This is a genomic window from Candidatus Neomarinimicrobiota bacterium (assembly GCA_018651745.1).
Lineage (GTDB): Bacteria > Fidelibacterota > Marinisomatia > Marinisomatales > TCS55 > JAAZYX01.
In genome coordinates, this window is the sequence record JABIDL010000019.1 from 18,798 (window position 1) to 40,508 (window position 21,711).

The following is a 21,711-nucleotide window of genomic DNA, read 5'->3' on the forward strand; positions in this document are numbered from 1 at the left end:
TAAAGATGCGGGAAAAATTAATCAGAATTGTGGTGAGTATAAATGTCTGACAACATAGCTTCAGTAATAGGAACAACCCCAATTTCCTCACACACTCTTCCGGCAGCTAAATTGGCAATATTCGCAGATTCTTCCGGAGTGGCACCGGATACGTCTGCAAGTGTAAAAACCGAAATAACTGTATCGCCTGCACCCGAAACATCATGCACTTTGCGAGCTTGGGTCGGGATGGTTTGCATTCCATCTTTTGTAAAGAGAGTGGAACCTTTTTCGCTACGCGTTACCATCACAATGTCAGCGTCCAATTTTTCTCGAAGATTTTGCCCATACGTCTCAAATTGGTTTGGCGAATAACCGGCGGATAACGCAGATTCAAACTCATTGAGATTTGGCTTGAAATACCGCACATGTCTGAAATTGAGAAAATTGTCCTTTTTGGGATCAACATAAATTGGGATTTTAGCTTTCCCCAAACTTTCAAGAATACGTTTCAATGAATCGTGACCAAAAAATCCCTTATTATAATCCTGAAGAATAACTCCATCTAAACCTGACAAGTGAGATTCGACAGCTTCTACAACCGAATTTTCTACCTCATCGCTGAGGACCCATGTCACTTCTCTATCGGTGCGAACCACTTGGTGTCCTTGAGAAATGACCCGAGCTTTAACAGTTGTAGGGCGGTCAGCATCTCGGACAATTCCATCTGTATTAATTCCAGTATCCGATAATAAATCTTTAAGCACCAACCCTTCAGAATCTTCTCCAACAACGCCCACTACCGAAACATCAACACCCAACGAAGCAAGGTTCAATGCTACATTGGCTGCCCCTCCCGGATTATTTTCTACAGAAGTTACATGGACAATGGGAACCGGCGCTTCGGGAGAAATCCTTTCTGAAGTTCCCCACATGTATGTATCCATCATCAAATCGCCAACCACAAGAATTTTCTTGCTAGAAAATTGACCGGTTATTTCTACAAAGCGTTTCTGTTTCATTTTTATATTTATTCTTCTGAAATGGGTGTTTCTTGAGGAAGAATCAAAGAAAGAACTATATATAGAATGATGCCGATTCCTGCGCTTAATAATGTACCAAAAACCCACAAGAAACGAATTAAAGTTGGGTCAATCACCAATGTTTCACCTATTCCTCCGCATACACCTGCAATTTGCTTATTGTCTAAAGAGAGATGAAGTGGGTAAGTGGACTTAACATCAAAAATCCCAGATAAATCGCTTTTCTTGGTTACAATCATGTAAATGCCCAATGCTATTACAAACAGGCCAAGAAAAATATTCAATCCTGAACTCCAGAATTTACTCCATGCCAGACCAACAATATCACTGTGCTGAATCAATAACACGATTCCTAACACGATGAGCAATAATCCCCAAATAGGTTGTAATTGATGATCTTTTTTGGTGGGAGGCGTTTCACCTTTGACCTCAAATTCTTGAGGAAGGATGAATAAAGCAACGATGTAAGCAAGAATTCCTGATCCGCCGAACAATGTAACCAGTATCCAAATAATCCTTACTAACGCAGGATCTACTTTGAAATATTCCGCAAGTCCTCCACACACACCGGCAAGCACGCGATCTGTCTGAGATCTATATATTTTTTTGATAGGATTCATTGATTGATTTTATCTTCAAACTACCTGAGTTTAATTCTCATTGCTGATATTCAAAACATGAACTTTTATCATCTTCGATTTGATTTTTTGTAGGGTTTTCCACGCTGTTGCTTCTTTGTTCCAGATCGGATTTTAGAAACATGACCTTTATCAAGATAAATCATAACCGAAACAAATTGACGTAAAAAATGATCAGATTGGGATGCAAGAATAATGGTTGTCCCCAAATTCTGACCCATATTTTTGATATTTTTCCTATAATCAGATTCCTGTTCCGTTGTCATATAAATACCATAGTCATCCATAATTAGCACTCTTGGATCGCTTTCAACCGCCAATATGGAGGCCAAAACTGCCCGCTCGCCGTGGGTCATGTTTCCCAATCTAGTTGTCCAAAGTTGCCCAAATCTACTTTTTAAGAAATGCTTTTTGTGAATTTCATTTACCTTTTCTGGGAATGTATTTCGGACGATAGATTCTCCGGTACCATTTCCATTCAGACGGTTCCCCCCGACGATTTTAATATCAGGGTTTTGAATCGGTTTCCCCAACCAATTGGATTGAAACGGTTTATTATCGTACAATACGGTTCCGGCTGAAGGTTTCTCTATTCCGGATATTACATTCAGGAAGGATGATTTGCCACTACCGGCAGGTCCTGCAAGTCCATAAATAATCCCTTTATGAAATTCCAGCTTTTTTATATTGAGGATTTTTCTTCCTCCGCGTTCTAAAGACAAACCTTCTGCCTGTAAAATAAGCGATGCTCTTTGGTTCATACTTTACTCCATTCAGATTGTAAAGCTCAGAACCGGGATAAAGTTAATTTTGTGCTTCTAGGTACTTTTCTGTGTCAATGGCAGCCATACAACCTAATCCGGCTGCTGTAATTGCCTGCCGGTAAACATGATCTGTTACGTCACCGCAAGCGAAAACACCTTTTACCGATGTAGCAGTGGACCCATTCTGGGTCACAATGTATCCAACATCGTCTAAATCGACCTGTCCTTTGAATACACCGGAATTTGGATTATGCCCAATTGCCATAAAAATTCCATCACAAGATTCTTCTCTAGTGTCGCTCGTATTTGTGTCTTCAAGCGTCAGACCTGTTACACCGGTTTCTTCAGTACCATGGATTTCCTTAATGGTTGAATTCCATGCAACCTTAATCTTGGGATTATTGAGAGCCCGCTCCTGCATAATTTTCGAGGCACGGAGTTCATCCCTTCGATGAACAATAATGACTTCGGACGCAAATTTGGTTAAAAATATAGCTTCTTCCATAGCAGAGTCTCCTCCTCCAACCATGTATACTTTTTTATCTTTATAAAAGAAGCCATCACAGGTTGCACAGGCAGATACCCCATGCCCCATGAGTTTTGTTTCCGATTCAAGTCCCAGCAATTTCGCAGAGGCTCCTGTGGCAATAATAACAGAATTGGATGCGTATTCTTCTTCTCCAACCCATACTTTAAATGGGTGGGATGAAAAGTCCACTTTAGTTACCGATTTAAAATAACATTCAGATCCAAATCGTTTGGCTTGATCACGGAATAAATCCATAAGATCCGGCCCCATTATGCCATCCGGGAACCCCGGATAATTTTCCACATCAGTGGTGATGGTTAACTGACCACCCGGCTGGTTTCCCTCAAATACAAGAGGATTCAGATTTGCCCGCGCGGCATAAATAGCTGCTGTAAGCCCCGCAGGTCCTGAACCAATGATAATAACTTCCCGATTCATTGCTTATGTTAAATCAGATAGACTGATCTAACAGTTGTGTGATATTAGTTTTTGGAACAGCTCCAATGACCTGGTTGGCAACTTTTCCATCTTTGAAAATGAGCAGTGTTGGGATACTTCTCACCCCGAACTGCAGTGATAATTCCTGATTTTCGTCAACGTTTACTTTTCCAACTTTGACTTTACCTTCATATTCAGTGGCAATTTCTTCAACAACCGGTGCAATTGCCTTACAAGGACCGCACCATTCTGCCCAGAAATCAACCAATACAGGAACCTCTGATTGTACTACTTCTACATCAAAATTATCTTTTTTTAATTCAGCAACATTGTCTGCCATAGTTCTTTCTCCAATTTGAGTTAAAAATAAGGAATCGAGTTTACATGAAATCTAAACACTGTAAAACATCAAAATTCAATTTTGTCTATATGGACAAAATTTTAAGCTCTTGCCCACCGCCAAATTTCTTTTAATGATATTTTTTTTCCGTACATTAAAACGGTTGTATGGAAGATTTTTCCAGCAAGCCGGATCGTCAGATAAATACATACAATCAGAAGACTTAAGGTAGATATAATTTCAAAGGTTGTTGCTTCGCCTGTTGTTACTCTCAGAATCATCATAAAGGGTGTTATTGGCGGAATGAAGGATAATATCTTGGTAATCGGCGCTCCGGGATTATTAATGAAATAAATTGCGCCTATCATAGGAACCATCGCCACAATGGATATTAATCCCATAGACTGCTGCGCTTCCTGCTCGGAATCGAACAAAGTTCCCATCGTTGCATAAATTGCGGCGTAAAAGAAAAATCCCGCAAGAAAAAATGCGATAATAATTGGCAGAGTATCATACGGAAGATTTGGAAGTTCAAAATAAGTTCCCATCCCCGCGCCAACTGCAATATAAAATGTGACTTGCGTCACTGCTAATAAACAAAGTCCCAAAATTTTTCCTGCCATCAATTGCCGCGGTGTAACAGTGGACAATAGGATTTCCATCATTCTACTTGTGCGTTCTTCAATGACACTACGAAGCAATAATTGACCATTTATAAAAATAACCATGGTGAGTAAAAACATAAAAAAGAATGGTATGAGAAATCCTGTTATTTTATCCCCTTTTTCTATGCCTCCATCTTCATCAACTTCAAAAAGATCTAGATGAACCCTCCGACTCAATTCATTTACTAAACTGGGATTGATATTTTCATCAATCATCCGTTGGGTTACAACCGTTCTGCTGAGGGTTCCACGAATACCGGATTGGATTTTCATATTGCTCAGGTTTCGGGCATAAAAGGTCGGCACTTCGTCAAGCATAATTCCCTCAGGGATCACTATAAAAGCAGAAATTTCTTCATCCAGCAAAGCAGCTAATGCATCCGTTTCTTGTTGAAACTGAGTCGGATTAAACATGGATGATCCGTCTTCCAATTTTATTTCTGTTTCAAGCCGATCCAGATAATCACCGCCGATGCCTGAATAATCGACAATGCCGATATGATAGGATTCCGTGCCTTCCTTGTCTGCAAGATAGCCGCTTAAAAACCCAGATCCTACCATGAGAATCGGGAATAAAATCGTTGTTAAAATAAAGATCTTCGACCGTACCCTTATCATGTATTCCCAAGCTATTATTTGAAAAACTTTATTCATGAGGAAGCTCTGACTTCTTCTATGAAAATTTGTTCTAAACTAGGTTTGTCTATTTGAAATGATTCAATATCTACCTTTGGATTTAGCCATTTTAAGAATTCCCGTGGAGGTTTTTTTAAAACACCTTTAAGCGAGGCACCAATCACTTTTGGATCATCCATAAAGTCAGATAATCCAGCCCCGTTCAAATCACCTCTAAATTGAACTTCTACGGCATCTTTCGAATGTTTTGTTCGTACATCCTCGAGCGATCCATTAATTAACACTTTCCCTCGATTGATTAGACAAATATTAGTACATAACCGTTCCACCTGTTCCATTTGATGTGTTGAAAAAATAAATGTTACACCTTCCTGTTTCTGTTCTTCAATAATATCCTTAAGTAGTAACTGGTTTAAAGGATCCAATCCTGTAAACGGTTCATCTAAAATTACAAATTTTGGCTTCTGAATTAATGCCATTATAAATTGGACTTTCTGCTGATTCCCTTTTGATAATTCCTGAATTTTTCGATGTGTATTTTGAGCTAAATCAAACCGTTTCAGCCACGCCATGGTATCTTGTTTTAATTGGTCTTTCGGAACACCTTTTAAGCTTCCTAAATACATGAGTGTTTCTAAAAGTTTTTGGTTTGGATACAAGCCTCGCTCCTCAGGGAGATAGCCCAATAATTTTCTGGAAACTTCTAACATGGGCGTTCCATCTAAATGAATGGTACCTGAGTCTGGCTCAATAATGCTCATTAACATTCGGATAATGGTTGTCTTCCCAGCACCGTTCGGACCAAGCAAACCAAAAATATCGCCAGTCTCAACGGAAAAACTGACATGATCCACAGCTGTTACTTTGTCGTATTGTTTATGGATGTTTTGTATTTTAATCATTCAATTTCGTTCCGAATAGGTTTTCCATCTACTTTTTCAGGAAATGGGATGTTTAGAATTCGTGCAATAGTTGGCGCAATGTTGACGGAAATTTGTCGTTTATCATATTCTTCTGACTGAAAAGATTGCGATGAAAATACCAAAGGCACGTGCGTATCATATTCATACGGCGTTCCGTGCGTTGTTCCGATTTCTTTCCAGAGAAGATAGTGCTCTTTTTCCAGAATCATCAAATCAGGACTTAATTCAGGATGAATCATATTCCGAAACATCCTTTGCTCTGATTCTGAGAGTCCGCTGGATTCAAGCGCACGTAAATCAACAACACCACGGATACCTTCAATATCCTTAAATGCGTTTCTGAAGATTTCAACAACAATGTTTCTATCTATGCCAAGATTATCCAGATCGTTCTGAAAAAAATACACTGTCTGCCCATAAATATGTAAAAAATCAAATGGACCGTATTTTTTCCGAATCTCTTCCTTTGCATTGTCAATACCAGCAAGAATCGTAGATCTGTTGATGCGTCCAGCTTCAATTCCGCTTAAAGAAGCATATTCAGGAATGGTTGCAGCACCGTGGTCAGAAGTCAACACAAATAAGATATTTTCTAATCCAACTTTCATATCTAAAACCGATATAAAACGGCCAAGATATTTATCAAGTTTAAGAAACACATCTGCTATTTCTTGAGAATAAGGCCCATAATCATGACCCATATAATCTGGAGATGAGAGTCCAATAGCCAACAAATCCACTACCGAATCCTGACCTAAATCCTCATGTTCAAAAATCGTCAGTGCTAAATCTAAAGTTGTTCTCCCAAACCAGGGGCGTCCCGGCATATCAATAAATAATTTTTCTGTTGAAATATCATCATCAAACCCTATTGGAAACACTGGAGAATAAGGCTCGGAATGATACGAATCCAATTCCCCTTCAAAAAAATCCAGGCGTGCAATATCTAAATACACAGACGGTTCCAATTCGCGAATCCAGACAGAATCTTTATACGTTTCCAAATGAAGTTTTCTATTAAATTTCCGAAGCCAAGTTGGAATTCGATTCGCATAGTAGGATGTTGTTATAAATTGACCTTTGCTGTTGTACCATGTTGCTAAATCGGGGTTTTTCCCACCTAGAAAAATGGCAGCTCTATCCTTTCCTCCAATAGAAAATACCTTTGTTTTAGGATTGGCATCTTTCATCCAATCACCGAGTGCAGTTGCGTTTACCAATCTATAAGATCTTGGTTTCCCTTCATAAGCGATTGGTTTTGCTTCAAGATCTTCAACACAGTTCACCCGTTTTTCCCGAATTCGATCGTACCAGCGATTCCCGATAATTCCACCCGTTCCCGGATGCATTCCTGATCCGAGAGTGAAATAGCCGGTACCTGTTACCGTGTATGCGTGATCATGGTGCGTATTTGAATATAAATGTCCATGATCCAGCAACCAGCGAAATCCCCCGGTAAAATATGGATTGAGCCTTTCCAAAATATGATATGGAAATTGATCAATCGCAATATACACCACTAGACGAGGATTTGGATTTGCAACTCCTACAGTAAAAACAATGGCCGCCATCGGAAGCCATTTTCTAAATATCATACTATAATCCTTAAAAATCTTCTTTTCCCCACTTTAATAACCACTGATTTCTCGGGTTTCAAACTGTCTTGGATATCCGCAATGGGGATGCCGTCTATTTTAACTGCATTTTGATTAATCATTCGGCGCGCTTCTCCTTTGCTCGTAACCAATTCGGCATTAAAAATAATTTCAACGACTTTTTCTTCCTTTTTCAATTTGTATTCATCAATATTGTCCGGTGCAACTTTTCTGACAACAACTTTGTCAAAATGCTGTTCAGCTTTTTCAGCAGCTTCTTCAGAGTAATATAATGCTACAATTCGTCGGGCTAAATCTCGCTTTATGTCTCGAGGATTTTGGGAAATATCGTTTAATTTTTCTTTTACGTCACTTACCACTTCGATGGACGCATCGGCGGCAAGTATGAAATATTTTTCAATTAAATTATCAGGAATTGACATCGTTTTTCCGTACATATTTTCAGCCGAATCGGTTAATGCAATGTGATTCCCATAAGATTTTGACATTTTTTCTACTCCATCTGTTCCTTCGAGCAATGGAGTCGTAATAATAACTTGCGCTTTTTGTCCGTGCCTTTCTTGGAGGTCTCGCCCAACCAACAAGTTAAATGTCTGATCAGTTCCACCGAGTTCTACATCTGCTTCCAAATGAACCGAATCCATTCCTTGCGCCAGCGGATACAAAAATTCATGGATTGAAATGGGTGTTTTTGAGTCAAATCGTTTCGTGAAATCATCACGCTCAAGCATCCGCGCGACAGTGTATTTACTAGCAACATCAATCACATCACTAAAATTCATTGCATTAAGCCATTCTGAATTATATACAATGTTAATCTTGGTTATATCAAGTATAACCTTAGCTTGATCAACAAATGATTTTGCGTTGGATTTTGCTTCTTGCAATGTGAGCTGTGGACGAGTTTTATTCCTACCGGAAGGATCGCCGATCATGGCGGTAAAATCGCCAATTACTAGAATTGCGTCATGCCCAAGATCTTGAAAATGTCTAAGTTTTCGTAATACTACTCCATGACCAATATGTAAATCCGGTCGACTTGGATCGCATCCGAGTTTTATTATTAATGGACGATTTTCTTTAAGTTTAGAAACCAATTCCTTTTCGGGAATAATGTCTTCAACTCCGTGTTGAATGATTGCTAACTGTTCTTTAATTGGTAAAAATGTCATTTGTATTGTTCCTTGATTTCTTTATCAGTTTCACGACGGATATCTAATTCTTTTTTTGCTGCCTTTTTGTCGTAATGTTTTTTTCCTTTTGCTAACCCAATTTGCACTTTTGCCCATCCCCGAGAATTAAAATACATTTTCAGTGGAACGGCAGTCCTGCCTTTGATATCCAATTGTTTTTGAATGCTATTAATTTCCTTAGCATGTAATAAAAGTTTTCGACTTCGAATAGGATCATGAGAAACATACCCTTGATGGGAATACGGACTGAAATGCGCACCCACAAGAAAGACCTCACCCCTACGAATGTGAATGTACGATTCCTGAAGGTTTGCACGTCCTTCTCTCAAGCTTTTCACTTCGGTACCAAGTAATTCGACTCCGGCATCAAATGTTTCAAGAATATGATATTCGTGACGTGCTTTCCTATTTGTAACAACAATGTTTGTTTCCATAATCAAAAATAATGATCGAAAAATTAGCCTTAAACTAAAGGTCGGTACAAGTTTATTCCTTGAAATCTGTGGAGCGTTACAACTAAAATCCGCAATGTAAAATTTGCCCGGGTGGTGAAATTGGTAGACACGCACGGTTCAGGTCCGTGTGCTCTAACAGGCATGCTGGTTCGAGTCCAGTCTCGGGCACTTTTTAATAAAATGAATATTCTATTACTAGAATCCTATTTTACCGGTTCACATAAACAATGGGCTGAAGGATACGCAAAAAATAGTCGGCATGATGTCCGGATAATTTGTTTAAAAGGACAATTTTGGAAATGGCGAATGCACGGAGGTGCTGTCACTTTAGCACGAGAATTCAACAACATGAATTGGCGTCCGGATATAATTCTTGCGACAGATATGTTGGATTTGACCACATTCCTTTCCCTCACAAAAAATAATTCTCATGGAATTCGCACAGCTATGTATTTCCATGAAAACCAAATTTCGTATCCGTGGTCATCTACAGATCGGGATATTCTAAATAAGCGTGATACCCATTATGGATTTATCAATTATACTTCTGCACTCGCTGCGGATACTGTTTTTTTTAATTCTGAATTCCACATGGATTCTTTCCTCAAAGCACTTCCACCTTTCCTTCGCCAATTCCCTGATCATCAAGAATTGGAATCAGTAGATTTTATTCGCGATAAAAGCCAATTGCTCTACTTAGGGTTGGATTTACAAAAATTTGATGCACAAAAAATAAATCACGAGAAAACTCCGATTATCCTTTGGAATCACCGCTGGGAATATGATAAAAACCCGGACACTTTTTTCTCGGTTTTAAAAAAAGTGAACAAAAGCGGAATTGATTTTAAACTGGCTGTTTTAGGCGAGAATTTTAGTCAATTTCCTGAAACTTTTTCTGAAGCAGAAAAAACGTTTCAACAACACATTGTACAATGGGGTTATTCTGCTTCCTTTCCCGATTATGCTCAATGGCTCTGGAAGGCAGATATTATCCCCGTTACATCCAATCAAGAATTTTTTGGGGGAAGCGTGATGGAGGCTATGTATTGCAATACGTGGCCAATTTTACCCAATAGACTGACGTATCCGGAATTACTTCCACCTGATCTGCATCATGGACATTTATATGAGAATGAAAATGATTTATGTGAGAAAATAATAGATGCGATTCAAAATATCAAACAGGTCAGATCTACCTATTTTCACAAAATCGCAAAACCTTTTGATTGGGAAAGCATGGCGCCCAAATACGACGACGCCATGGAAAATATATGAGTTTTAAGTATAAAGTTTTGGAATCTAAAGCGTCAACGAAAAAGCATTCACTAAAATCCCTGGGCAAATGGTTCCACCAATTTCTCTTCCGTTATATGTTTCAATTTCTGGAATTATTTTTACTTCATCCCCAACTGCTTCCAATTCCGTCCCAAAATACCGATAAATTGTGTCGTCAAAACGCATAGTCTCTATGGGTGCAACCAATTCACCATTTTCTACTTTAAAACACGCATAACGCGTCAATCCGGTTACACGTCCGCCGGCATTATCGCTCCAATTTAAATAATGGATATTTGATAAAAATAAGCCGTCCCCGATGGCATCAACCACCGAATCTGAATTTAAATCCCCGGTATTCATTTTAGGAGCTCGCAGATATTCACCTGATTCAGCAAAATTTGATACTACACCAAATTCAGAAGCCGTTCGTGAACTCACCAACCCATTGATTAATTCCCCATTTTTAATCAGAGGCAAATTGGGGTTAGCAATTTCTCCAAGATTATTGAATTTTGGTACAAGTCCAGAAGTAAAATCTTCGTCCAATGAAAAATGTGGTGAAAGTTTAACACCATCATAACGCATTTTTCCAAAACTGCTCGACCGACGTTGAATTGCACCTTCGCTGATTCCGTACCAAGAAAACATCCCCAAAAAATCAGAAACGGCTTCCGGTTCAAACCAGGTTCTATAATCCCCGGGGGTTACTTTAACCGGTTTCCGATCCATTAATGTGAGTTTGCGTACACTATTCGCTATATTTTTTTCGTACTCATCTTGGTTCCAATCCTGTCCTGAAAAAGTTCCTTTGACCATTTGGTGATTTGGGGTAACTAACGAATAATCTAAGGAAAATGAATCCGTTTCAAACCAATGAAATTGTCCAAGCGAATTGGCATTACCGCGATAAATTTTTCCACTCGCCCAAATACCAACTAGATCAGCATCGGCCATTGCAGGTATTAAAGCACCAACTGCATCGTCGATGTGCAATCCATTCGCAGTTTGAATTTCATCACTCGAAGGCGACCCTTTCGGAATTACGATAAAAGGATCTTCGGGCAGTTGGACGATTTCCTCCCTCAAATTACCTAATATTTCCAAAGATTGGGCTTCGTCAAATTCTGAGTGGCCAGACAAAGTGATTCCTCCTGAAACGGTTCGCCCATTATGAATCATTTTCAGCCCTAAATCAAAATCATGAACAAGACCAGTTTGGCGAATTTTTGCTTTGCTGAGTCGAATGAACTGACTGTTCTCTCCACTCAAAGAAACGGACAAAATTTCGCCTTCTTTCAGGGAATCAAATAACGTACTTGAAATCGATTTAAATAATTGCTTCATGATTAAGCACCTCCAAAAACTTGAATATTCTCAAATAAACATAAAGGTGAGGCATGCCCCACCCGAATGATTTGACTCGGCTCCCCTTTGCCACAATTCGGCGTCCCATAAATGCCAAATGTGTCCTTATTTCCTACCATTTTTAAACTATTCCAAAAAGGATTGCTGATACCACGGTAATTTGGGTTTTTAATCGTTTTTGTCAATTTCCCGTTCTCAATCAATTTGCCATATTCACATCCAAATTGAAATTTGTTTCTATAATCATCAATAGACCAAGATCGATTACTTTCCATGTAAACACCTTTTTCAACAGAAGCGATAATTTCATCTCGAGTGGCATCGCCAGGTTCTAGATTCAAATTTGCCATTCGATCAATGGGGGAACGATTCCAATTGCTGGCTCTAAAATTAGCGACCCCTTTTATACCCGAGCGAATTTGACTTTCCATGCCACCTAACCCACGCAATAATGTTCCATCTTTAATGATAAACTCACGTTCCGCCTTCAATCCGCCATCGTCAAACCCATACGATGCAAACTCGCCAGATACGGTAGGATCAAAGGTTATATTCATGAGATTTGACCCATATTGCAAGTTTCCGAAATCTTCTAACTTCACAAAGCTCCATCCTGCGAAATTCCGTTCATCTCCAAGAATTCGATCAATTTCGAGCGCGTGCCCAACACTTTCATGAATTTGTAACATCATTTGGTCGGGTGCCAAAATAATATCCATCTCACCTGTTGGACATTCTACTGCATCCAATAATTCGATGGCTTCTTCGCCGATTTGAACCGCCCGACTGACTAAATCAAGGGAATCAAAATATTCAAACCCAATTTGTTTACAATTTCCACGCATCCCACCAAAAGTTCGTGTTTGCTGATTGGTTCCCTCTGAAGCTGTGGCTGACATATCGGTCTCAAGCAAAAGGAAATTTTGCGTAATATCACTCCCATTTGTGCTTACAAATTTGAAATGTGTTTCTATCACCTGAACCAGCGAACTTGCACTAACAATTTTATCCGATACTTTTAAAGCTGAATTCATATTGAGAAGCATTTCATTTAGTTGCCCAGGCGATATAGCATCGCTATTTTTTGCGAACGGCGATTGATATTTTCCTTGATATGCCGGACGAACTTCTTCTGTAAAAGAAACCAAACCGAATTTCGATGCCAATTTTGCTTGTGTGTAAGCATTTTTAGCAGCGTCTGAAATGCCTTCGGCGGTAATATCTGAAGTTCCATAATAACCGAATTGTCCCTCAATCAAAACTTCAACCATTACGCCATGTGTTGCATACGATCCATTTGCAACAGGAACGCCATCACGGATCATTCGTGGAGTTACTTTTTCGTAAACCTCACGTAGTCCGATCCAATCAGCCGAAACTTGGACCTCGTTTAATAATTGGTTTAAATCAATTTCTTTTCTAGTCATTTTTCCGCTTTCTCATTAATTAAATAATTTTGGGTTGTTCTTTAAGGCATATGTCACTTTCACAAATGCATCTATAATATCTTGGGTATCTTTTTCTGACCCTAATAGATGATGCTGCTTTAGCCAAACCGCTTGCTCATCTGCAATCATTTCGGTAACAGGCATCGTTAACGATTTGTAATCTTTATCTTTAAGCCAAGGATATTCATCAGAATTTGTAATAAATAATTTTTCTCGATACAACGGTGAATATCCCATATAGGTATAGACGCCTTCTGCCTGCATTGCTTTGAAAAAAGTCTCTCTCGAAATGTTATTAAAAGCAGATGTATCGTATTTGGTAATATAAAGATGGTGCGCTTGGCGAGTTGTCCCAGAATACGATTCCACAGGAGTAATGCCATCTATTTGTTTCAAAGCTTCATCTAGCTTAGTCTTATTTCGGTCTCGGATTTCCATATCATTATGAATGGATTTAAGCTGCGGAAAAAGCATACTTGCCGCCATTGCATTCAGTCGGAAATTTCCGCCAAGATGAGAATGTTCGTACCATTCACCACCTTTGACCCGACCGCAATTATGGTAGGAAAAACACGCATCCATAAATTGATCGTCATTAGAAATGATAGCGCCACCTTCGCCGGAAGTCATATTTTTTGAGGTCTGAAAACTAAAAATTCCTCCCAAACCCAAAGCACCTACTTTTTTTCTATTCCATTCTGCACCATGCGCTTGTGCTGCGTCTTCGATAATTGGAATTCCATGTTTTTTCCCAATAGCAAGAATCGAATCCATATCAGCAGGATTTCCTGCAATATGGACCGGCATAATCGCTTTGGTTTTATCCGTAATTGCTTCCTCAACTTTATCCGGATCCATATTGAATGTTTTGGGATCTATGTCAGCGAAAACAGGCACAGCATTTGCCATGAGCACTGCTGACGCAGTTGCAATGAAAGTGTAAGGCGGAATAATGACCTCGTCGCCTGCTTTAACACCGGCCGCTTTAAGCGAAACCCAAAGTGCTGTTGTGCCGGAACTTGTGCTTATACAATATTTGGCATCCTGAAATTCTGCAAATCCGGATTCAAATTCCGTAATAATTGCACTGCCAACACCCCAACCTTCAGAATCAAAAGTCTTCATCAAACTTTCACGCAGTTCTTTCGTTGATCTCGGCCAATCAGGAAACGGCTCGGTGCGGATAGGGTTACCGCCGAATAATGCTAAATCACTCATATACCACCTTATTAATTCTATCAAAATTACATGAATTCAATTCAATCTCACCTAAATATTTTCTCTTTTTTAACGCAAATTGATGCATAAAGTAAATCGTTTCGAGAAAACTATTTTCAACGGCTCGAAATCAATTTAAATGAGTTGAAGAAAATCAGATTTGCCAAAACTGCAGAAGTGTGGCAAAGAAATAAATCTACGTCTGCCAATTATTCAAACCTTCTGCCAAAACCGAATGAAGAATTAGTTTGGTACACATTTTGTCCAATTCAGAAGTGAAAAGTTTCAAAAACACATAAACGAAAGGAAATAAACATGAAACTCATAAAATGGACTCCTCAGCAATCAACATTTGGCAATTTCGACAGAATGTTAAATGATGTTTTTGGTGATGGATGGAACCTTCCGCAGCAAAATGTAAATCGATCAGCGTGGACACCTGCATTGGATGTTTCGGAAACAGACAACGCATATCTTCTTACTGCGGATTTGCCCGGATTGTCTAAGAAGGAAGTCAAGATCCAGATTAAAGATGATCTACTGATTCTGACAGGTGAACGGCAGGAAGAAACGGATAATTCTAATGAAAATTATCACAGACGTGAACGTCAATTCGGTTCATTCGAACGATCTTTCCACTTGCCAGAAGATGTAATGGAAGATAAAATAACCGCCAAATTTAAAAATGGCCAGTTGATGGTTTCACTTCCAAAGGCTGAAGTCGTTCAACTAAAGGGTAGAGAAATCAAAATCTCGTAATTTGCATATTGCCGGACCAAAGAAAAAGGGCTCAAAAATGAGCCCTTTTTTATTATCAAGATATGTATGAAATAAAAACTATTAACTTATTTGAGCACCGCCGTCCACGTTGATGGTTTCGCCATTAATATAGGAAGACAGATCGCTAGCGAGAAAGCAATATAATTGTGCCACTTCTTTGGGTTCGCCCCATCTTCCGAGCGGAATATTTTCAGATAGCATCTCTATTACATTTTCCGGTATTCCCGCTGTCATATCAGTCTTAATAAATCCCGGCGCAATAGCGTTCACTCGAATTCCATCTCGAGCCAATTCTCTTGCCCACACCTTGGTCATTCCAATCACACCTGCTTTAGACGCCACATAATTCGTCTGTCCAAAATTTCCGGATTTCCCGACGATAGAAGACGCATTTACAATAACACCTCCCCCTTGTTCTCGCATAATGTCGGCTGCTGCTTTTGTGCATAAATATACACCTTTCAAATTCACATTGATCACACGGTCGAACTTTTCCTCATCTAATTTCTTTAGAGTGCTATCCATTAAAATTCCCGCATTATTAATTAGGATGTCCACACGTCCAAAGTGTTGTTGGACGCCTTTAAATAATGCTGTTACACTTGCTCCATCCTGCACGTCAACCTGGAAATATGCAGCTGAATCACCAATTTCCATTGTGGTAGCTTCTCCTGCATCTGCATCAAAATCTGCGATGGCAACCATTGCACCTTCATCAGAAAAAAGTTGGGCCACAGCTTTCCCAATTCCCTTTGCGCCACCGGTGATGACAGCCACCTTTTCTTTTAAAATATATTTTTCAGAGCTCATAGTTTATTGGTTGTAATTTGAAGGATGAAATTAGATAAACATGGTAATCATTGAAAGGATTCTCGATGGCGTTTAATTCCATTTTAGAGGCAACCGGAAATACGCCGGTTGTAAAACTCGAAAAAATAGGTTCCCCTCTGGATTGTCAATTATTCGGGAAATGTGAATTTTTTAATCCGGGTGGATCGGTTAAAGACAGAATTGGTGTCCGCATGATTGAAGAAGCGGAAAAATCCGGACGCATAAAACCCGGCGATACGCTTATTGAACCCACTTCCGGGAATACGGGAATCGGGATGGCGCTTGCCGCTGCGGTAAAAGGCTACAAAATGATCATTGTCATGCCCGAAAAAATGAGTATGGAAAAGCAGGTTGTTCTAGAAGCACTCGGCGCTGAAATTGTCCGGACGCCAACAGAAGCCGCTTGGGACGATCCTGAAAGTCACCTGAGCATTGCCAATAAAATGAACAAAGAAATACAGAATTCCCACATCCTGGATCAATATGAAAATCCTGATAACCCTGATGCACATTATTATGGGACTGCCGAAGAAATCCTGACCGAATTCGGAACCGACCTTGATATGGTTGTGATGGGCGTGGGGACCGGCGGAACCATCACCGGAGTTGCCAAAAGACTTAAAGAAGCCATACCGAATGTTACCATCATTGGTGCAGATCCTTTCGGATCCATTCTTGGCGGCGGTGACGTCGTAGAATCTTATCTAGTCGAAGGAATCGGCTACGATTTTTTCCCCGATGTGCTCGAAAACAATTTGATTGACCGATACATCAAGGTGAATGATGAAAATAGTTTTAACATTGCGCGCCGACTAATCAAAGAAGAAGGTCTTTTATGCGGTGGATCAAGCGGCACTGCGGTTTGGGCTGCGCTACAGGAAGCTAAAACATTAACAGAAAACCAAAAATGCCTTGTCATCCTTCCGGACAGTATTCGCAACTATCTGAGTAAATTTGTTTCTGATTCATGGATGGAAAAACAAGGGTTTAATGGCTGATGGATTAGGATTAAGGTTAGGAATATGGAAAATTGGATAAAGATGATAACTAGAGAATTCACCATTTTATTTTTGATTTCACATTTCATTTTTGGGATAGAACCGGATGACCGTGGCTATATAGTGAAAATTGGCGATATATGTCCCGATTTTTCCCTCGAATTAATTCATGGGGAATCCATCTCATTATCAGATCTAAAAGGAAAAGTGGCAGTTCTGCAATTCACCGCCAGCTGGTGTTCTGTCTGCCGAAAAGAAATGCCCCATTTGGAGAAGGAAGTCTGGCAGCGCTTCAAAGATAAAGATTTTATTTTGATCGGTGTGGATCGGGATGAACCGCTGGACGTGGTTAAAAAATTTACCAAAGAAATGAAAGTTACCTATCCGATGGCGCTTGATCCGGGTGCGGGAATATTCGGATTATTTGCCAATAAAAAAGCCGGCGTTACACGAAATATCGTAATCGATCAAAATGGAAAAATTGTTTTCTTGACGCGCTTATTTGAAGAGAATGAATTCAATCGGATGATTGAGGTGATTAGAGAACTCGTTTCAGAAAAACAGAATAACGATAATAACTAAGGTTGATTATTCATGATGTCCACTATCAGTAAAAAATCAAAAATGGTCAGTGTGCCGTCAAAATCAACATCAGATGTGCATATTTCTAAATCTGTTTCTTCTCGGTAGCCCAATATAAATTGTAGTACTCGATAAGGATCGGCGATACTAATTCGCCCATCAAGCGTTGCATCTCCTCGCATGCATCCCTCTCCCGTTGGAGTAACTCTCACGATAGCAGGAATACTGGTGGAATCATTAGAAGTAAGAGTCGTAATAAGTGAGAATGAATATTGAATATTCCCCGGCAGGGATTCTTGTGTAAACGTCTCCGTTCCTGAATTCACATTCACAATAAATTGATCATCCCTAACCACTTTGATAAAAAATGAAGAAATCGGATATCCACCGGCTAAATGTGTTGGGTCCACCCATGTTAGAACCACTTTATTATCCATCGGAATCGCTGCAGAAAGTTCGCTCACCGGGTTGGGATCCAAGGAATCTGCTGATGCCATTCCATTTACAAGCAAGGCAGAGTTATAAAGATTTAGCCTTCCTCCACTGACGGTAATTCCTTCTAAGCTTCCAAGTGTGTCAACACCCGCTAAAAGGATTTCTTTTAAATCTAATGCGGCATCGGCAGGTGAATTTTTATAATATTGTGCAAACCCGTTGCTGGCAGCCGCGTGTAAAAACCCAATCGCACCGGCGACATGCGGAGTTGCCATGGATGTTCCCGTAAGACTGGATGTTGATCCATTTGAATAGGTTGATAATATATTCGAACCCGGAGCGCCCAAATCAATGGTCGTCGCACCGTAAGCTGCGCCACTATTTTTCGCATCGTTTCTGGTGGTATTGGTAACAGTCACAAGATATTCACTTTCACATCCGGTCGGTACATCACCGTCAGTATCTACATTCGCATTGCTATTAATTGTTGCTGCAGCGCTCAAAATTCCTGCTTCACCCAATGCAGTGTACATGTTGTCCCACAAAACATAATCACCTGAAGAGCAATCGGCAAAGTCAACGCCAAAACTGGAATTGGTCGCAACTACAAATGCACCTTGTCCACCGTTACTTGAATCATAAACAATGCGTTGATCCAATGCATAACCATATGCTTCTAACACAGTTGAGGTATTTGACGACGATCCTGCAATTGCCATCAATTTCACTTCCCAATTCACGCCGGAAACATGCAGGCCGTTATTTCCACGGGCACTCACAATACCGCCGACATGTGTTCCGTGCCCATCACTCGGTATTGAACCATCAGAACTGTACGCATCCCAACCGTTCACATCATCTACGTATCCGTTTCCATCATCGTCAATATTATTCCCTGGAATTTCTCCACGATTGACCCACAGATTGTCTTCAAGATCAGAATGGCTAAGCATCATTCCGCCATCTACAACGGCAACTACAATGGTGTCGCCAAGCAGAGTCACACCAGATGTAGTAATATCCCAAGCCTCCGGCGCATCAATGTCTGCGTCTGGCGTGCCACCGCCTTGACCAGTATTTTTGAGGGACCATTGATCGGAAAATTCAGGATCGTCCGGAATGGTTTCGCGCGGAGTGACTTTATGATCCAGCTGCGCTGCCTGAACCCATGGATTTGCCCTTAATTCATTTACAGCATCCGGCGCAGACTGCATATTTTGATCGGCAAGACGGATACGGTAAATCCCCAATCGCTTTACGACCACCTTCTCTATTTCATATTTCTGCGGATTTAAGGTTGATGCAAATACAGATCGCCCGACATTTTTGTGAAGCTGAACTAGAATAACGTTAGGATCAAATTCGGCCGACTGTAAACAAAGCGGAAAAAGAAACAATACCCATGCTGTTTGTAAGGATTTCATCTAATAAAGTTACAATAAATGTTAATATTTAAAGATGATTTAAATCACAGTTTTAATCAAATGGATATTATTTTTTGGTGATGGATTTCGCTTTTATCACAATTTCCTTCGCCATTGGCATGGGAATTTTGATGGTTTTCGAAATAATTTCAGGATTCTCTTTTGCGATTTCCTTAGCCGAATCAAAATGTGCAAATAGATTTTGAATGCGCTTGGGCCCCATTCCTTTGATGGAATCAAAAACCGATTCGGTAATTGCGGCGGTTCTTTTTTGTTTTTGGAACGTAATCGCAAACCGATGCGCTTCATCACGAATTCGTCTTAGCAAAATGAGTCCCGGCGAAAGTTTATGAATTGATTGCGGATCTGACTGTCCAGGCACAAATACTTCCTCCAGCCGTTTTGCCAATCCCACAATCGGAAGGTAATCCAATCCAAGCTCTCGCAATGCAGAAACTGCCATGCTTAGTTGTCCTTTTCCACCGTCAACCAAAATCAAATCCGGCAAGCTTCCCTTCTCTTTTTTGACTCGCTTGTACCGTCTTAAAACGATTTCCCTCATAGAGGCGAAATCATCAATCCCTTTCACAGTTTTTACATTGTACTTCCGGTACTGAGATTTCTTTGCTTTTCCATCCACAAAACAAACCATCGAAGCCACCGGGTTGGTTCCGCCCAAATGCGAAATGTCAAATGCTTCTATCCGTCGCGGAGGTGCTTTCAAAATTAAGTCGTCTTGAAGCGTGGTGATCATTTTTGGGATGAGCTCTCTTCTTTTTTTCCTTTCCAAATGCCACTCACCCAAAAGCAGTTTTGCATTCTGAAATGCGAGCCGTACTTCCCTCGCTTTTTCTCCACGCTGTGGTTGATGAATTTTTATGGCACCCTTACGTTTTCCTTTAAGCCATTCCGTCAAGATGTTTATTTCGCCCGGCATGACAGGCACAGTTATTTCTTTGGGAATAAAATCAGCCTCTAAATAAAACCGAGTAATTAGCGAATTCATAAGAACCGCCTCATCCTCATCTAAACTGCGAAGTGATATTTTTTCCCGGCTCAAAATCCGCCCACTTCTGATTCTGATGATAGTCGCAATTCCAAAGTCATCTTCACGAGCGACCGCAAATACATCCCTATCTTCGAAATCCGCAGCTACCTTACGCTGACGTGCCTTAAAACTTTCTATCGCTTTCAGCTGGTCCCGATACATCGCCGCATCTTCGTACCGTTTTCCTTTGGATGCGCCAACCATTTCCTTTTGTATGAATTCCTCTGTTTCTTTGGTACGCCCATGCAGAAAGTCAATCACGCGGGTAATCATTTTATTATACTGTTTTTCACTGACCAATCCTTCGCACGGTCCCTCACATTTCTTAATGTGATAGTCAAGACAGAGCTTCACTTTTTTCTGCGCAATCAAATCTTCGTCCAAAAAATAACTGCATGACCGAACGGGGAAAATCTTGTGCAATGCCTTTAGCGACTTTCTCAGAAGAAACACATCAGTAAAAGGACCAAAATATTTCGAACCGTCTTTAACGATTTCACGCGTCAGCAGCACTTGTGGATAAGGTTCTTTCGTGATTTGAACATAAGGATACGATTTATCATCTTTGAGATCAATGTTGTACTTAGGGCGATGTTCTTTGATCAAATTTGCTTCTGTGAGCAATGCTTCTACTTCCGAACCGACCACGATCCAGTCCAGATCTGCAATGCGTTTGACCATGGAAATATTCTTCGCCAGCTGATGCTTGGATTTCTGGAAGTAAGAACGAACACGGTTTCGAAGGTTTTTTGCCTTTCCGATATACAAAATTGTGCCCTTTCCGTCTTTGAATCGGTACACTCCCGGTTTGGTCGGGATTTGCTTCAGTTTTGATTTAAGGGACATTTTGCAGTATTAATTCTATAGTTGACCTGTTGAAAACTACTATTATTTTTAGTCTTCCCAAAAAATTGTTTAATAATCTAATTGATTTATTTCTGCAGGAATGTTTTTGTATTCTATTGAAACAGATGGATTCAGGCAAACTCGGAAGATGGTGCTACTGAAATAATCCACAATTGTCATTCCGATCCGCCGGTTGCCGGAGAGGAATCTTCATTTGCGAAACACCGAGGTTAAAAGAA

The 21,711-nt window shown here is 40.1% G+C and carries 20 protein-coding genes, 1 tRNA gene and 1 pseudogene; 5 read left to right on the forward strand and 17 right to left on the reverse strand.

Going from position 1 to position 21,711, the window contains the following annotated elements; all coding sequences use genetic code 11:
* Positions 1–17: 17 nt before the first annotated feature.
* The 11 genes and pseudogenes from HOD97_02940 to smpB all read right to left on the reverse strand — a co-directional run bounded on the left by HOD97_02940 (position 18) and on the right by smpB (position 9,198).
* The gene (locus HOD97_02940) at positions 18–1,001 is read right to left on the reverse strand and encodes a D-glycero-beta-D-manno-heptose-7-phosphate kinase (GenBank protein ID MBT4280570.1); all 984 of its coding nucleotides are present in this window, start codon (positions 999–1,001) and stop codon (positions 18–20) included.
* Between the two features lie 8 nt (positions 1,002–1,009).
* Positions 1,010–1,261: a PspC domain-containing protein gene (locus HOD97_02945; protein ID MBT4280571.1), complete on the reverse strand. Its 252-nt coding sequence runs from the start codon at positions 1,259–1,261 to the stop codon at positions 1,010–1,012.
* A 189-nt stretch (positions 1,262–1,450) separates the two neighbouring features.
* Positions 1,451–1,642, reverse strand: a pseudogene (locus HOD97_02950) (PspC domain-containing protein).
* Between the two features lie 68 nt (positions 1,643–1,710).
* Positions 1,711–2,421, reverse strand: coding sequence for an ATP-binding cassette domain-containing protein (locus tag HOD97_02955; protein MBT4280572.1), 711 nt, complete (start codon positions 2,419–2,421; stop codon positions 1,711–1,713).
* A 43-nt stretch (positions 2,422–2,464) separates the two neighbouring features.
* Complete coding sequence (trxB, locus tag HOD97_02960) at positions 2,465–3,391, reverse strand: thioredoxin-disulfide reductase (GenBank protein ID MBT4280573.1); 927 nt, start codon at positions 3,389–3,391, stop codon at positions 2,465–2,467.
* A gap of 13 nt (positions 3,392–3,404) precedes the next feature.
* Positions 3,405–3,731, reverse strand: coding sequence for a thioredoxin (gene trxA / locus HOD97_02965; protein ID MBT4280574.1), 327 nt, complete (start codon positions 3,729–3,731; stop codon positions 3,405–3,407).
* A 101-nt stretch (positions 3,732–3,832) separates the two neighbouring features.
* Positions 3,833–5,014 (reverse strand): ABC transporter permease, encoded by a 1,182-nt coding sequence (locus tag HOD97_02970; GenBank protein MBT4280575.1) that lies wholly within the window; start codon positions 5,012–5,014, stop codon positions 3,833–3,835.
* 32 nt (positions 5,015–5,046) lie between these two features.
* Positions 5,047–5,934 carry an ATP-binding cassette domain-containing protein gene (locus HOD97_02975; GenBank protein ID MBT4280576.1) on the reverse strand — a complete coding sequence of 296 codons (888 nt, stop codon included), beginning with the start codon at positions 5,932–5,934 and terminating at the stop codon, positions 5,047–5,049.
* Entirely contained in the window at positions 5,931–7,550 is a 1,620-nt protein-coding gene (locus HOD97_02980) for a hypothetical protein (protein ID MBT4280577.1), read from the reverse strand. The genes HOD97_02975 and HOD97_02980 overlap by 4 nt, the downstream gene beginning before the upstream one ends.
* Positions 7,547–8,743, reverse strand: a complete 1,197-nt coding sequence (locus HOD97_02985) for a tyrosine--tRNA ligase (GenBank protein ID MBT4280578.1) — start codon at positions 8,741–8,743, stop codon at positions 7,547–7,549. Before HOD97_02985 ends, HOD97_02980 begins: the two co-directional genes overlap by 4 nt.
* Positions 8,740–9,198, reverse strand: coding sequence for an SsrA-binding protein SmpB (gene smpB / locus HOD97_02990; GenBank protein ID MBT4280579.1), 459 nt, complete (start codon positions 9,196–9,198; stop codon positions 8,740–8,742). Before smpB ends, HOD97_02985 begins: the two co-directional genes overlap by 4 nt.
* A gap of 105 nt (positions 9,199–9,303) precedes the next feature.
* Between smpB and HOD97_02995 the strand changes: the two genes are divergently transcribed.
* Both HOD97_02995 and HOD97_03000 read left to right on the forward strand, forming a co-directional pair.
* Positions 9,304–9,387, forward strand: a tRNA-Leu gene (locus HOD97_02995).
* A 12-nt stretch (positions 9,388–9,399) separates the two neighbouring features.
* Positions 9,400–10,494 (forward strand): DUF3524 domain-containing protein, encoded by a 1,095-nt coding sequence (locus HOD97_03000; GenBank protein ID MBT4280580.1) that lies wholly within the window; start codon positions 9,400–9,402, stop codon positions 10,492–10,494.
* 24 nt (positions 10,495–10,518) lie between these two features.
* Here HOD97_03000 and HOD97_03005 read toward each other — a convergent pair whose 3' ends face one another.
* The 3 genes from HOD97_03005 to HOD97_03015 are packed head-to-tail and all read right to left on the reverse strand — an operon-like array spanning position 10,519 to position 14,528.
* Positions 10,519–11,841 (reverse strand): TldD/PmbA family protein, encoded by a 1,323-nt coding sequence (locus tag HOD97_03005; GenBank protein MBT4280581.1) that lies wholly within the window; start codon positions 11,839–11,841, stop codon positions 10,519–10,521.
* Between the two features lie 2 nt (positions 11,842–11,843).
* Positions 11,844–13,289 (reverse strand): TldD/PmbA family protein, encoded by a 1,446-nt coding sequence (locus tag HOD97_03010; GenBank protein MBT4280582.1) that lies wholly within the window; start codon positions 13,287–13,289, stop codon positions 11,844–11,846.
* Between the two features lie 15 nt (positions 13,290–13,304).
* Complete coding sequence (locus HOD97_03015; GenBank protein ID MBT4280583.1) at positions 13,305–14,528, reverse strand: DegT/DnrJ/EryC1/StrS family aminotransferase; 1,224 nt, start codon at positions 14,526–14,528, stop codon at positions 13,305–13,307.
* Positions 14,529–14,843: 315 nt separating this feature from the next.
* Here HOD97_03015 and HOD97_03020 point away from each other — a divergent pair, with 315 nt between their 5' ends.
* Positions 14,844–15,287: an Hsp20/alpha crystallin family protein gene (locus HOD97_03020; GenBank protein MBT4280584.1), complete on the forward strand. Its 444-nt coding sequence runs from the start codon at positions 14,844–14,846 to the stop codon at positions 15,285–15,287.
* A gap of 81 nt (positions 15,288–15,368) precedes the next feature.
* Here the strand turns inward: HOD97_03020 and fabG are convergent, their stop codons facing one another.
* Entirely contained in the window at positions 15,369–16,118 is a 750-nt protein-coding gene (gene fabG, locus HOD97_03025) for a 3-oxoacyl-ACP reductase FabG (protein MBT4280585.1), read from the reverse strand.
* 65 nt (positions 16,119–16,183) lie between these two features.
* Here fabG and HOD97_03030 point away from each other — a divergent pair, with 65 nt between their 5' ends.
* Positions 16,184–17,137, forward strand: a complete 954-nt coding sequence (locus HOD97_03030) for a pyridoxal-phosphate dependent enzyme (protein ID MBT4280586.1) — start codon at positions 16,184–16,186, stop codon at positions 17,135–17,137.
* 42 nt (positions 17,138–17,179) lie between these two features.
* Positions 17,180–17,719, forward strand: a complete 540-nt coding sequence (locus tag HOD97_03035) for a TlpA family protein disulfide reductase (GenBank protein MBT4280587.1) — start codon at positions 17,180–17,182, stop codon at positions 17,717–17,719.
* Here the strand turns inward: HOD97_03035 and HOD97_03040 are convergent.
* Both HOD97_03040 and HOD97_03045 read right to left on the reverse strand, forming a co-directional pair.
* Positions 17,716–19,578, reverse strand: coding sequence for a S8 family serine peptidase (locus HOD97_03040; protein MBT4280588.1), 1,863 nt, complete (start codon positions 19,576–19,578; stop codon positions 17,716–17,718). The two genes, HOD97_03035 and HOD97_03040, sit on opposite strands and share 4 nt — an antisense overlap.
* Positions 19,579–19,645: 67 nt before the next feature.
* Complete coding sequence (locus tag HOD97_03045) at positions 19,646–21,472, reverse strand: excinuclease ABC subunit C (GenBank protein MBT4280589.1); 1,827 nt, start codon at positions 21,470–21,472, stop codon at positions 19,646–19,648.
* Between the last annotated feature and the right edge of the window lie 239 nt (positions 21,473–21,711).

Excerpts from the sequence above, each read along its gene's own strand:
- HOD97_02940 (MBT4280570.1), bottom strand. The coding sequence starts at position 1,001 with ATGAAACAGAAACGCTTTGTAGAAATAACCGGTCAATTTTCTAGCAAG.
- HOD97_02945 (MBT4280571.1), bottom strand. The coding sequence starts at position 1,261 with ATGATTGTAACCAAGAAAAGCGATTTATCTGGGATTTTTGATGTTAAG.
- HOD97_02955 (MBT4280572.1), bottom strand. The coding sequence starts at position 2,421 with ATGAACCAAAGAGCATCGCTTATTTTACAGGCAGAAGGTTTGTCTTTA.
- trxB (MBT4280573.1), bottom strand. The coding sequence starts at position 3,391 with ATGAATCGGGAAGTTATTATCATTGGTTCAGGACCTGCGGGGCTTACA.
- trxA (MBT4280574.1), bottom strand. The coding sequence starts at position 3,731 with ATGGCAGACAATGTTGCTGAATTAAAAAAAGATAATTTTGATGTAGAA.
- HOD97_02970 (MBT4280575.1), bottom strand. The coding sequence starts at position 5,014 with ATGATAAGGGTACGGTCGAAGATCTTTATTTTAACAACGATTTTATTC.
- HOD97_02975 (MBT4280576.1), bottom strand. The coding sequence starts at position 5,934 with ATGATTAAAATACAAAACATCCATAAACAATACGACAAAGTAACAGCT.
- HOD97_02980 (MBT4280577.1), bottom strand. The coding sequence starts at position 7,550 with ATGATATTTAGAAAATGGCTTCCGATGGCGGCCATTGTTTTTACTGTA.
- HOD97_02985 (MBT4280578.1), bottom strand. The coding sequence starts at position 8,743 with ATGACATTTTTACCAATTAAAGAACAGTTAGCAATCATTCAACACGGA.
- smpB (MBT4280579.1), bottom strand. The coding sequence starts at position 9,198 with ATGGAAACAAACATTGTTGTTACAAATAGGAAAGCACGTCACGAATAT.
- HOD97_03000 (MBT4280580.1), top strand. The coding sequence starts at position 9,400 with ATGAATATTCTATTACTAGAATCCTATTTTACCGGTTCACATAAACAA.
- HOD97_03005 (MBT4280581.1), bottom strand. The coding sequence starts at position 11,841 with ATGAAGCAATTATTTAAATCGATTTCAAGTACGTTATTTGATTCCCTG.
- HOD97_03010 (MBT4280582.1), bottom strand. The coding sequence starts at position 13,289 with ATGACTAGAAAAGAAATTGATTTAAACCAATTATTAAACGAGGTCCAA.
- HOD97_03015 (MBT4280583.1), bottom strand. The coding sequence starts at position 14,528 with ATGAGTGATTTAGCATTATTCGGCGGTAACCCTATCCGCACCGAGCCG.
- HOD97_03020 (MBT4280584.1), top strand. The coding sequence starts at position 14,844 with ATGAAACTCATAAAATGGACTCCTCAGCAATCAACATTTGGCAATTTC.
- fabG (MBT4280585.1), bottom strand. The coding sequence starts at position 16,118 with ATGAGCTCTGAAAAATATATTTTAAAAGAAAAGGTGGCTGTCATCACC.
- HOD97_03030 (MBT4280586.1), top strand. The coding sequence starts at position 16,184 with ATGGCGTTTAATTCCATTTTAGAGGCAACCGGAAATACGCCGGTTGTA.
- HOD97_03035 (MBT4280587.1), top strand. The coding sequence starts at position 17,180 with ATGATAACTAGAGAATTCACCATTTTATTTTTGATTTCACATTTCATT.
- HOD97_03040 (MBT4280588.1), bottom strand. The coding sequence starts at position 19,578 with ATGAAATCCTTACAAACAGCATGGGTATTGTTTCTTTTTCCGCTTTGT.
- HOD97_03045 (MBT4280589.1), bottom strand. The coding sequence starts at position 21,472 with ATGTCCCTTAAATCAAAACTGAAGCAAATCCCGACCAAACCGGGAGTG.